The 11,835-nt window shown below is 38.0% G+C and carries 9 protein-coding genes and 1 pseudogene; 5 read left to right on the forward strand and 5 right to left on the reverse strand.

Going from position 1 to position 11,835, the window contains the following annotated elements; translation table 11 throughout:
- Positions 1–20 precede the first annotated feature (20 nt).
- On the forward strand, positions 21–1,175 hold the full coding sequence (locus ACOWPH_RS23735) for a glycosyltransferase family 4 protein (RefSeq protein WP_015212574.1): 1,155 nt from the start codon (positions 21–23) through the stop codon (positions 1,173–1,175).
- A gap of 181 nt (positions 1,176–1,356) precedes the next feature.
- On the opposite strand, the gene ACOWPH_RS23740 is transcribed toward ACOWPH_RS23735, so the two are convergent.
- The gene (locus ACOWPH_RS23740) at positions 1,357–1,620 is read right to left on the reverse strand and encodes a hypothetical protein (RefSeq protein WP_042465568.1); all 264 of its coding nucleotides are present in this window, start codon (positions 1,618–1,620) and stop codon (positions 1,357–1,359) included.
- Between the two features lie 503 nt (positions 1,621–2,123).
- Between ACOWPH_RS23740 and ACOWPH_RS23745 the strand changes: the two are divergent.
- Together ACOWPH_RS23745 and ACOWPH_RS23750 are read left to right on the forward strand one after the other, a co-directional pair.
- A pseudogene (locus ACOWPH_RS23745) lies at positions 2,124–3,502 on the forward strand (GTP-binding protein).
- Between the two features lie 395 nt (positions 3,503–3,897).
- On the forward strand, positions 3,898–4,173 hold the full coding sequence (locus ACOWPH_RS23750) for a Calvin cycle protein CP12 (protein ID WP_015212577.1): 276 nt from the start codon (positions 3,898–3,900) through the stop codon (positions 4,171–4,173).
- 544 nt (positions 4,174–4,717) lie between these two features.
- On the opposite strand, the gene ACOWPH_RS23755 is transcribed toward ACOWPH_RS23750, so the two are convergent.
- From ACOWPH_RS23755 to ACOWPH_RS23765, 3 genes are all read right to left on the reverse strand, one after another.
- Entirely contained in the window at positions 4,718–5,095 is a 378-nt protein-coding gene (locus ACOWPH_RS23755; RefSeq protein WP_015212578.1) for a type II toxin-antitoxin system VapC family toxin, read from the reverse strand.
- Complete coding sequence (locus tag ACOWPH_RS23760) at positions 5,092–5,337, reverse strand: FitA-like ribbon-helix-helix domain-containing protein (protein ID WP_015212579.1); 246 nt, start codon at positions 5,335–5,337, stop codon at positions 5,092–5,094. The genes ACOWPH_RS23755 and ACOWPH_RS23760 overlap by 4 nt, the downstream gene beginning before the upstream one ends.
- A gap of 383 nt (positions 5,338–5,720) precedes the next feature.
- Positions 5,721–8,249, reverse strand: coding sequence for a mannose-1-phosphate guanyltransferase (locus ACOWPH_RS23765; protein WP_015212580.1), 2,529 nt, complete (start codon positions 8,247–8,249; stop codon positions 5,721–5,723).
- A gap of 519 nt (positions 8,250–8,768) precedes the next feature.
- Between ACOWPH_RS23765 and ACOWPH_RS23770 the strand changes: the two genes are divergently transcribed.
- Positions 8,769–8,960 carry a hypothetical protein gene (locus tag ACOWPH_RS23770; RefSeq protein ID WP_015212581.1) on the forward strand — a complete coding sequence of 64 codons (192 nt, stop codon included), beginning with the start codon at positions 8,769–8,771 and terminating at the stop codon, positions 8,958–8,960.
- Between the two features lie 71 nt (positions 8,961–9,031).
- Here the strand turns inward: ACOWPH_RS23770 and ACOWPH_RS23775 are convergent, their stop codons facing one another.
- On the reverse strand, positions 9,032–9,301 hold the full coding sequence (locus ACOWPH_RS23775; RefSeq protein WP_015212582.1) for a YciI family protein: 270 nt from the start codon (positions 9,299–9,301) through the stop codon (positions 9,032–9,034).
- 307 nt (positions 9,302–9,608) lie between these two features.
- Between ACOWPH_RS23775 and ACOWPH_RS23780 the strand changes: the two genes are divergently transcribed.
- Positions 9,609–11,570, forward strand: a complete 1,962-nt coding sequence (locus ACOWPH_RS23780; protein WP_015212583.1) for a transglycosylase domain-containing protein — start codon at positions 9,609–9,611, stop codon at positions 11,568–11,570.
- Positions 11,571–11,835 lie beyond the last annotated feature (265 nt).

Genomic DNA, 11,835 nt, shown 5'->3' on the forward strand with positions numbered 1-11,835 from the left:
TAGTCTTTTTAGGAGTTTACATGAAAATTTTTTTCTTAGACCAAAGTGGTAAACCAGGTGGTGCAGAATTATGTTTATTAGATATTGCTAAACCCTATTCTGAAAGCTCACTTGTTGGTTTATTTGCAGATGGTGATTTTAGAAAATTATTACAACAACATCAAATCCCCGTAGAAGTTTTAACAACTCAATCGCTTCCAGTTCATAAACAAAGTAGTTTATTACAAGCGATAGGTAGTTTAGGAAAGCTTGCACCATTAATTAATAAAGTAGTTCAACGTGCTAGAGAATATGATTTAATTTATGCTAATACTCAAAAAGCCTTAGTTGTTGGTGCAGTAGCGAGTTTTTTAGCTCGTCGTCCCTTGGTTTATCATTTACATGATATTCTTTCCCTAGAACACTTTAGCCAAACTAATCTGCGGGTTGCAGTTACTTTAGTAAATCAGTTTGCTTCATTAGTAATTGCTAATTCCCAAGCTAGTAAAATAGCATTTTTAGAAGCAGGAGGAAACCCAGATATTATTGAAGTTGTTTATAATGGATTTGCAGCAACTAATTACCAAGTTCCTGAAACTGATGTTATAAACCTCAGGAAAAAATTAGGATTAGAAGAAAAATTTATTGTTGGACACTTTAGTCGGCTTTCTCCTTGGAAAGGACAGCATATTTTAATTAGCGCCCTAGCTGAATGTCCGCAAGATGTGATAGTTATGTTAGTAGGTGATGCTTTGTTTGGTGAGCAGGAATATGTGCAAGAATTACACCAAAAAGTTACTGCATTGGGACTGGAAAATCAGGTTAAATTTTTAGGATTTCGCTCGGATATCCCCCAATTAATGACTATGTGCGATTTAGTAGCTCATACTTCGACTGCACCTGAACCTTTTGGAAGGGTTATCGTTGAAGCTATGCTGTGCGGTAAACCTGTCGTTGCTGCTAAAGCAGGAGGAGTAATGGAGTTAGTAGAAGATGGAATTAATGGTTTTTTAGTTACACCCAATAACCCCCAGGAATTAGCACAGGTGATTAATACTTGTATTAATGAAACCACAAGAACTGCGACTATTGCTAATAATGCTAGAATTAATGCTAGTGAGCGTTTTGATGTGACAACTATTAATCAACAAATTGCCCAATTATTGAATTTATACTGCAAACGGTTCATAGTTTAACTAACTCTCCAAACCTCTCCCCGTGAACGGAAAGAGGCTTTGAAGTTGTTCTTTGTATTATCAAAAAGTCAAATTTCTAGCCGTTTTGAGTATAGTAATTAAACCTAAAATACAATGAGCGATTCTAGACGAAAATAATGAAGCCCGCATATTACGGGCTATATTAGGTGGTAGAACTAATTTATGCTGCTTCCCGTCTTTGTGAAGAAATATTCACTTCCGGAAAAGGAAGGGAAAGCTGTTCTGCTGGTGAAACTGTTGCTTCTTCTAACACTGTAACTTGAATGTTGACACTGACTAAATAATTACCTGTATCCGCACCCACTGCTTCAGCAATTAACTTGGCAATATCTGGACGTTTTGCGGTTAACGGATCACGTAAAATATATCTATCCCATTCATGCTTTGCAGTTGGATTAAGATTGAGAATGTAGTGTTTCATCATAAGATTAACCGTTAAATCCATCTTCTAGAAGGCTTTTAGAGGTAGGAGTTACGCAACAGGAATATTAGTAGGGTGCGTTAGATGTCGAAAATCTGTTGATACTAACCAATTTATAGGTCTGGCCTATCCTACAAGAGACATTTGCGTAAGTCCTGAGAAAGTGGATGCTATAAGGCTATTATAGTACATTAGTACTATTTTGGCAAGAGAGGAGAATAGCTTTTTGAGATTTTCCTAGTTTTGAGGAGTAAACAGGCGTAAAACTTAGGAATTACTAATCTTTTTAGGTTCGATACTGCTTTTTTAAACTATCCAACTTCGATTCCTGGGTGTAGACGATTTCAGTAAATGTCAAGATTCTGGTAAAAGTTGGGATAATGAAGATAGTCCTACGTTCTGAATAGAAATTTCTCAAGGTGATCCAAGCGGTGAAAAAAGTAGAAATTTCGATATAAATGAATATATAAACCTTTGTTTGTTTCACTTTGTCCCAACCTAACGCAGTGCGTAATCTGCAAGAAACTCATTTAAACCGCGCCCGTGCTAGTCTTAGACAAGCACTATCTTGGTATGGATATCTCCGCAAGTCTGGACAGCTATCATCTAAACCAGAATTGGCAAGTTTGGTAAAACCAGAAATAGAAGCTTTAACTGCCACACTCAACAAGCTAGACTCTAATGTGTGATTAGAATTGCGGCTTTTGGTTTGGTGAGTCGTGGGAAGTCTGCGGTTTTAAATTCTTTGCTGGGGGAAAAAATCCTTCAAACTGGCCCCCTCAATGGTGTAACTCAGTGGCCTCGTTCTATTCGTTGGAAACCAGGGGGAAAGGTTTTAGTTGAATTAATTGATACTCCTGGATTGGATGAAATTGAGGGGGAATCAAGGGCGCAAATGGCGCGAGATGTAGCACGTCAGGCTGATTTGATTTTGTTTGTTGTCTCCGGTGATATTACTAGAATTGAGTATCAAGGGTTACTGGAATTACGCCAAGCTCAAAAACCCCTGATTTTGGTGTTTAATAAAATTGATTTATACCCAGAAGTAGATAGAAAAGCTATTTACAAAAATTTACAGCAATTGGGGGCAGGAAATCCCCAAGCTAAACCTTTATTACCTGATGAAATTGTAATGGTAGCGGCTGAACCTGCACCAATGGAGGTGAGGGTGGAATATGCAGATGGGAATGTGAGTTATGAATGGGAAACGCCACTACCACAGGTTGAGGAACTTAAGCAAACTATACTTAATATACTAAATCGGGAAGGGCGATCGCTCTTAGCTTTAAATGCACTCCTGCAAGCACGGGACTCAGAAGTATCCATAGCTCAAAAAACCATTGATTTACGCCAAAAAGAGGCAGAAGATATCATTTGGAAATTTAGCAAATATAAAGCTCTTGCGATCGCTTTAAATCCTATTCCTGTTTTAGATGTTATTGGTGGGGCAATTACCGATTTAGCTTTAATTCGTTCTTTAGCTAGATTCTACGGTTTACCAATGACTAGCTATGAAGCTACTAACCTCTTAAAAACCATTTTATTCAGTTCTGGCGGTTTATTGTTGGGAGAAATAGGCAGTAGTTTAATGTTAGGTTTAGGCAATAGTACTGCTATTCTAGCCAGTGGTGATAGTCCTCTGAATATTACTACTTTTGCTGGCGGTGCGTTAGCGAAGCTCACCGGAGGTATTGCTCAAGCTGGTATTGCCGGCTATGGTTCTTATACTATTGGTAAAGCTGCACAGGTATATTTAGAAAAAGGCTGTACCTGGGGACAGTTAGGTGCTAGTACCGTTATTCAAGAGATTTTATCTCAAGTTGATAAAAATACAATTTTGTACCGGTTGCGAGCAGAATTAGGGGGGAAATTCGGCGAATTTTGAAAAATTGATATGAAGTTGCATAGAATTAAAATATCAAGAATAATTGACCGCAGATAAACGCAGATAAAAATAGATAATTCAATTGATATCATTATTCTGTGCAGCCTCACATAAAATTGGTATTAATTAAATTGCAATTTAAAACAAGTAAAAACTTAATAAAATCTTCCACCAATAAAATAGTTGTCTCTATATTTTCGTTACACAAACAGTATAGAGATTAACTAAAAAGTATTTTTTGAATTGTTACCTTTGATCAGAGTTCAACAAAGTCTAAAAATTACTAAGATGCTGAAACCATCTTATTTTGTAGAGCTGATCTAAACGGAAAGTGTGAGCTTCCTGATACTAAAGGCAGCTATCAGTCAATATTTATCTCAACAGGTGAAAGTATCATGACATCTTTAGATGGAGTTCAAGCTGCTATTAACTCCGGTAAAAATAGCACTCAAACAATTGAAGAAGCGATTCTCGAAGCAATTGTTGAAGCTCGTGCAACCTGTGAGGAAAATGGAAGTAATTCCCCTAATTGTGCAGTAGCTTGGGATATTGTCGAAGAATTGCAAGCCGAAAAAGCACATCAAAAACAGGCACAACATCACAAAACTTCTCTAGAAAGCTATTGTGAGATGTATCCAGATGCTTTGGAGTGCCTTATCTACGACGTATAAATTTGTAGAAGTAGGTTAGTTTCTCTGAGGCTTCATTTAGCATTTATTATTCATGCTTTTCGCGTTTTGTCGGTGCATGAATAATTAAGCTGAAAAATCTGGAATTTGCACACCCAATTTAAATGAAACTCTTCATTCTGACTCCTGATTCCTGACGAAGCACTTTTTCAGCAAACCCTAATTATTTCCTATACTTTAGGGTTTGACGAAAAAGAGTAGTGTTATTTATAGGTAAAACTTAATAAAACAGAAAAGCTACATAAGTTATTTCAATCGGATTTTTCCGAGAAATGTAATCTACTATATTTATTGAGAATTAGCCTATCTTTTTCTCAATAAGGTTGAGAATATTCGCAATAATTCAACGAGTTTACTAGGGTCTTGACCTTTTTAGCTTTTATGATACTATGACTATATGAATAATCCAAGGGTTTTCTATATCTAAAATCAAAAAATAAGTGGGTGTGTTCTTCAAACTAACCTGCTTAACTACATTGATTCATATTCCCAAGGATTAATAATCTTAATACCACACCCTTCAAAGTCAGAAACATGACGTGTTGCTTGCTATAGTTGCTTCCTGAGTGTAACAAATAGCTGCAATTTGAGCATCAGCTTGAGAAATTGGAGTTCCATTTTTTCGTCTTTGGGATGCAATATTAGCAAATGCTACAGCAGCATTTTGATCAAAGGGAAAAATACGTCCAGCGAAATCTTTAGAAAACATGAGTTGTGCTGCTTGAGTGAGTTCATCTCGTCGTTTTCCCTCAGAGAGTATAGTAATTCCATAGAGAATTTCTGCTTGAGTAATTGTTGTGGTAAACAGACTCATTAAGGGTTGTTGGTTTGTCCAATTAAAAACTGCTTTAGACTTTTTAGACTTCATCAGTTCTGACAATACATTGGTATCAAGAATAATCATTCTTCAAATGTTGATACAGTACGGATAGGTTCTCTAGCTATTTCTGGTAATTCAAAATCTCCGAAATTCGCAAACCTCTTTTCAATCAGAGTTGCTAGGTTTAAGGAATTTTCGTTATTTTCTATCAGAGTCATGTAAAGAATTTCTCTGGCTTCTTCTAGAGAATGTCCGTGTTTTTCTGCTCGTTTTTGCAGACGAGATTTGATTTCATCATCAAGGTTAGAAATAATAATATTAGTCATATAAAAAACAAGCCTCAATCAGATTTATAGACAATTTTACTTTATGACTTTGTACGCCTAACCTACTGTACAAATCAGGTAGCCTTGCTTGTGCAGAGGGTTAGGAGTAGGTGTCTAAAGACTAGCTGTTAATTAATCATATACTTAGCTAGTAGTCTGTCAAGAAATAATTGACGGGTAAATAATTCTTCCTTCTTCCTTCTTCTTCCTTCGCGCTCTTTGCGTCCTTCGCGGTTCGTTTCTTCTTTATCCGTCAAAATGTATTTGACAGACTACTAGACACAAGCCAGTACAGAGCGATGAGTAACGAACGAGTAGGAAGAAGAGTCAACCACTCGGTACTCGGTACTCGATACTCACAACTCTTCTGACTTCTGCTATATTTACATTTCAGTTGCGTACTGTTCCTGTTGTCTTTCCACAAAAGTTTGGACACGATTGCGGTAGTTTCTCAGATTTTCATCTACCCAATCGCGATCGCTACTATTGGCAAATAAATGTACCATTGGTTCACTAGCATCAGGCAAAACTAACACCCAACTATCATCATAGGGTTGACAAATTTTTACCCCATCAATTAATTCCAGATTTTGGGCTGGGTGAGTTTCTACCAAATAACGCATTAATGCCCCCTTTGCAGTCCAAGGACAACGGATGGTATAGTTCTTGTGAATGACTCGTGGCAGTTCGGCGCGAACAGATGCAAGCGATCGCTCTTGAATAGTTAACATCTCAATTAACTTGGCAATACAGAACATCGAATCAAACCCCGGATGAAGATGGGGGAAAATAAAACCAGTTTCACCACTTCCACCCAAAACCACATTCGGATTTTTCTGAGAAGCCTCCATCAAAGCCGTCGGATTTGCTTTCGTGCGAATTACCTTACCATCATGACGACGCGCAACTTGTTCCACAGCACTAGAAGCATGAACCGGTACAACTACCGAACATCTCGGATTAGATGTTAACATCATATCGACCATTAACGCCGTCAAAATCTCCCCCCGAATCGGATAACCAGACTCATCAACTAAAATTAGTTGTTCCCCATTAGCTGATACCTGCACCCCAAAATTAGCTTTTAATGCTTCCACCACATGACCCAATTGAGTCAGTAGTCCTTCGCGGTTAGTGGTAGTCATTGAAGCTTTATTCAAACTTGCATTCAGCACCACCGCGTCAGCACCAAATTTATCTAACATTTGGGGTAAAACTGCCCCAGACACAGCATAAACATAGTCAATTACCACCTTAGCTCGACTATTGCTGAGGGTAGAAACATTCAATAGCTTTTCAAAAGCAGTACAATAACGGTCAATCACTTGGCTAGGATAGGCGACATCACCAATTTCATGACTTTGCGCTCTTCGCATATCTTCCTTAAAATAAGCCCCCTCAATCTTCTTTTCCTGTGCTTTAGTGATATTAATTCCCTTACTATCCATGAATTCAATCAGGATATAATCAGGACGATCTGGATGTATTCGCACATGAATACCCCCAGCAACTCCCATTGTGGGGATAACAGTTCTGGTAATGGGAATAGCTGTAGAATCAAGGTTTTGAATATCCACACCTACCGACATCAAACCAGCAATTAAAGAACGAGTCACCATGCGCGAGACATTACGCTGGTCACGGGAAACTGTGACTTTACAACCTGGTTTTAAAGTCGAACCATAAGCAGCGCCTAATTTAACCGCAAATTCTGGGGAAATGTCGATATTAGCTAAACCTTGAACACCCCGTTGACCAAATAAATTTCGTTGGGCAGTATTTCCCCAAATCAAGTTAATATTTAAAACTGCACCAGATTCAATTTTTTTACTTGGCCAAACCCGCACCCCAGGACTAATTTGTGCTTCTTCTCCCACCGTAGAAAGGGAACCAACTACAGCAGCTTCTAATACATGAGCGCGTCTATCTACACGAGTACCACGGGAAATTACACAGGCCGATAATTGCGCTTCATCTCCAATAATTGCCCCATTCCAAACTATGGGACGCTTCAAATTAGCATCAGCGCCAATAGTGACATTATCACCGATTACAGTCCCATCTTCAATTTGTACTCTCGCCCCAATGCGGCAATTATCGCCAATTACAGCCGGAGTTTCAATTCTGGCTGTCTGATCAATATAAGTATTTTGACCTACCCAGATACCAGTAGAAGTTTCTGTATAGGGAAAATCTAGTTTTACCTTCCTAGCTAAAGCATCATATTGTGCTTCACGGTATGCATCTAAATGACCCACATCACACCAGTAACCTTGGGCTACATAACCGTAAATTGGCTCATTTTTGGCTAGGAGTAGGGGGAATAAGTCTTTAGAAAAATCAGATTCGGTGTTTTCTGGTAAATAGTCTAAAACTTCGGGTTCTAAAATATACGTGCCAGTGTTGACAGTATCGGAAAAAATTTCGCTAGTGGAAGGTTTTTCTAAAAATCGCTGTATTCGTCCCTCTTCGTCAGTAATGACGACCCCAAATTCAATAGGGTTGGGAACACGGGTTAAAATTAAAGTTGCTTTTGACTGTTTGTGTTTATGAAATGCGATCGCAGCACTCAAGTCAAAATCTGTGATACTATCTCCGCTAATTACTAAAAAAGTCTCATCCAGAAGTTCAGCAATATTCTTGACACAGCCTGCTGTTCCTAGAGGTTGATCCTCTTCAATAGCGTAGGTCATCTGCACGCCAAAATCACTACCATCCTGGAAATAATCTCGGAGAACATCCGGTAAATAATGTAATGTAGCAATTACTTCCGTGATGTGATGTCGTTTGAGAAGATTAATGATATGTTCAGCAATTGGTCGATTTAATATAGGAACCATCGGTTTCGGTAGATCGCAAGTTAAGGGACGTAACCTTGTCCCCGAACCCCCCGCCATTAGTACTGCACGCATAAATCCTCCTATTCGCAGCCGTCGCTGCATCAAAATCCGTTATAAAACTTGATTCTCCTTTATTTAGTCTCCTCTATATATTGATCTTTGAGGAACTTCCACGAGAGACATCTGCTACTAATCGCCGATGCTCACGGTAAAGCCTATCAAAATTCACCGTTTCCCTAACTAGCAATTTATGGTAATTATTAGGTAATTTTATAGTCTTTCAACCCTGTTACCTGCTATTTACAGCATTTTTCATGTAAACCAGGTACGGACTAATGACCGTTTGCTCCTATGATAATTTGTAGCTCACTAAGTTGCCATCTGCTGTAGCAATCCTGTTATCATAAATAAGAGCAATTGGTAATACTAACTTAAACTATAAATTAAGTGACTTCAAAGCCGATAGCGCCGCTTGGCATTAGCCATACATTGATAGCCGGATTTATGTTTTATCTATAATTGGCGTGAAGTCTCTCTATTGCGTGGTAACTTTTAACTAAAATTCCTCTGTTACTAAGGAAATTGATAACAATGGGCAAATTAATTATTCTTGGCTTGATAGTAGTTTATTTCGGTGGTGCTTGGAAATTTTGGACTGGTTTTAGAAAAACTAATTTTAACCAAACTCTGCCGAATCGTATTGGTTTTTCATTGTTATGGCCAGTTTTGTTTATTGCTAATCCATCCTATCGACGTAATTTTAGAAAGGCACTCAAAGGATAATTAGTAATTCATAATTCGTAATTCGTAATTCGTAATTAATCATGAATTATGAATCATGAATTATGAATTTATTAAAAAGCTTGAATCCACTCTTTAATAAAATATTCTGTCCAGATGCCGTTTTGCCAATAGGGATCAGCTTCTACTAATTGACGGACAGTAGCTTCATCTTCGGCTTCGTAAATGCCAAATACTTTAGTGACATCTTTAGTAGGGCCAAGGGTAATCAAAACACCAGATTCTTTTTGTTTTGCTAATCCTTCTAAATGAGCTTGACGATAGGGATCGCGTTTTTCTAACACGTCTTCGCAGTAAGTTCCCCACATTATATATTTAGGCATGATTGCTAGTTACTTCTACTGATTAATAATAATATACCGCAATCTTCGTATACTTTAATTTGTGAAAACTGAAAAAATTTCCTAGCAGTTTGCATACCTAACTTTTGATTCTGTTTTTATAACTTTTGTCAGAGGTAAAAGTTTTGAAAATAATCACAATAAAGTAAGTAGTTATATTTTCTATAACTTACGCAACTAATAGAAAACTAATATAGCAGTTACGTAAGTCCTGATTTTCTTGTATTGAGAAAATAATCAGAAATAGTCAAATTATCGTTTTCTTTAGAAATAAAGAAACAAACTTACCATGTCTTCATCAGAAACTTTTCAACAGGAACAGTCAGAATTTCAGACTTCACCTAGTTTTGAGTTTTGGAGAGAAGTAGGTCTGATTACTGGTGGTACTCTCTTCTCAATTGGGATGCTGGCAAGTTCTGTTATTGTGGGAGGATTAATTGGCCTGGCTCTTAGTTGCCGCAATTTACCAAATATTAAAAATATAGTCAACTTTTTGCCAGCAGAAACAACTTATATTTATGACATTAACGGCAAGTTATTAGTAGGTATACATGGAGAAGCCAATCGAAAAGTTGTATCATTAGATAAAATTCCCTCACATTTAAAACGCGCAGTATTAGCCAGTGAAGATAACTATTTCTATAAACACCACGGTATTGATCCTGGAGGAATTGGACGTGCAGCTGTAGTCAATTGGGTAGCTGGTAGTGTCAAAGAAGGAGGTTCTACAATCACCATGCAGCTGGTGAAAAATCTTTTTCTATCTAGGGAGCGTGCTTTAAGTCGCAAAATAGCGGAAGCGATATTAGCCATTCGCTTAGAGCAAATTCTCAGTAAAGACCAGATTTTACAAATGTACCTTAATCAAGTTTATTGGGGTCATAATAACTATGGTGTAGAAACAGCAGCACAGACCTACTTTGATAAATCGGTGGAGAATTTGACTTTGAGTGAATCAGCAATGATGGCAGGTTTGATTCAAGCCCCAGAAAAAATTAGCCCTTTTGTCAACATGAATTTGGCTAAACAGAAACAAAGGCAAGTATTAGGAAGAATGCGGGCATTAAAATGGATTAGCCAGCAAGAATATGATGATGCTATCCAACAAAAAATTAAACTTGGTCAAATCAAGTCATTTCAAGGTAGTATTTTTCCTGATGTTACCAATGCTGTAAAACAGGAATTGATTAAAAAATTTGGGTATGATGCAGTATTTAAAGGTGGATTGCGTGTGCAAACTACGGTAGCATCAGACTTGCAAATAATGGCAGAAGAAACTATCAATAAATGGCATAAAACTCTTGAAAATCAAGGGTTAAATAAAAATCAAATGGCTTTAGTTGCAATTGATCCACGCACTCAATTTATCAAAGCATTGGTAGGTGGTGTAGATTCAAAATCTAGCGAATTTAACCGGGTAACTCAAGCACTACGTCAGCCCGGTTCTGCTTTTAAACCATTTGTTTACTATACTGCTTTTGCTAATGGTAAGTTTACGCCAGAGACAACCATACTCGATACCCCAGTTAGCTACCCTGATGTGCAAGGAAGTGTCTATTCTCCACGCAATTACGATCATAGTTTTAAGGGTGCAATACCAATTCGTAATGCTTTGGCGCTATCTCGTAATGTTCCTGCGGTTAAGCTTGGTCAAGAAATAGGAATCAAAAAAGTTATTGAAACTTGCCGTACTTTAGGAATTATCAGCCCGATGGAACCTGTAACTTCTTTGCCATTAGGTGCAATTGGTGTTACGCCACTGGAAATAGCTAGTGCTTATGCTACTTTTGCCAATTATGGCTGGAAATCGCCACCAACGCTCATTGCCCGTGTTAGTGATAGTAGTGGTAATATCTTGCTTGATAACACCCCAAAGCCGCAGCAAGTTCTTAATCCTTGGGCCTCAGCTGCAATTTTAGATGTGATGCAATCGGCAGTTACAGAAGGAACTGGTAGAGGTGCGATTATCAACCGTCCATCTGCGGGAAAAACTGGTACAACTTCTTCAGAAAAGGATATTTGGTTTATTGGTACAGTACCCCAGTTAACAACTGCTATTTGGGTAGGAAGAGATGATAATAAGCAGTTAGCTCGCCGTGCTACAGGTGGTGGTATGGTTGCTCCAATTTGGCGCGATTTTATGGAGAAGGCACTTCAAGATGTGCCAGTAGAGAAGTTCCAGCCAGTTTCTAAGTTTTCTCGCCCTAAGCCAATTAAGACTACTAAACCAAGTAGATTGAAAAAACGGTAGTTTTTTATGGGTTAACAGCTTGCTTGGAAGTTAAACAAAACCTGCCCACATTGAGACTGTTGTGCGATCGCATCTTCTACTATATGTGAGTAGGTTAGGAAGCATCTAAAATTTTATAACTCGCCATTTGGGTTGATTAAACATACAGCAGATGCTCTGAGTTAGAGAACTCCATAAAAAAGATGATCCAATCTTGTGGGATGGGCATCCTGCCAGTCCTTGTATTATTAGCAGGCTTTTCGGCCTGCACCACAAGAAATTTTGG

This window comes from Anabaena sp. PCC 7938, assembly GCF_049315035.1.
GTDB classification, from domain to species: Bacteria; Cyanobacteriota; Cyanobacteriia; order Cyanobacteriales; family Nostocaceae; genus Anabaena; species Anabaena cylindrica.

What these genes read in the sequence shown, in the direction of transcription:
- ACOWPH_RS23735 (WP_015212574.1), top strand. Translation starts at nt 21, where the DNA reads ATGAAAATTTTTTTCTTAGACCAAAGTGGTAAACCAGGTGGTGCAGAA.
- ACOWPH_RS23740 (WP_042465568.1), bottom strand. Translation starts at nt 1,620, where the DNA reads ATGATGAAACACTACATTCTCAATCTTAATCCAACTGCAAAGCATGAA.
- ACOWPH_RS23750 (WP_015212577.1), top strand. Translation starts at nt 3,898, where the DNA reads ATGACATCTTTAGATGGAGTTCAAGCTGCTATTAACTCCGGTAAAAAT.
- ACOWPH_RS23755 (WP_015212578.1), bottom strand. Translation starts at nt 5,095, where the DNA reads ATGATTATTCTTGATACCAATGTATTGTCAGAACTGATGAAGTCTAAA.
- ACOWPH_RS23760 (WP_015212579.1), bottom strand. Translation starts at nt 5,337, where the DNA reads ATGACTAATATTATTATTTCTAACCTTGATGATGAAATCAAATCTCGT.
- ACOWPH_RS23765 (WP_015212580.1), bottom strand. Translation starts at nt 8,249, where the DNA reads ATGCGTGCAGTACTAATGGCGGGGGGTTCGGGGACAAGGTTACGTCCC.
- ACOWPH_RS23770 (WP_015212581.1), top strand. Translation starts at nt 8,769, where the DNA reads ATGGGCAAATTAATTATTCTTGGCTTGATAGTAGTTTATTTCGGTGGT.
- ACOWPH_RS23775 (WP_015212582.1), bottom strand. Translation starts at nt 9,301, where the DNA reads ATGCCTAAATATATAATGTGGGGAACTTACTGCGAAGACGTGTTAGAA.
- ACOWPH_RS23780 (WP_015212583.1), top strand. Translation starts at nt 9,609, where the DNA reads ATGTCTTCATCAGAAACTTTTCAACAGGAACAGTCAGAATTTCAGACT.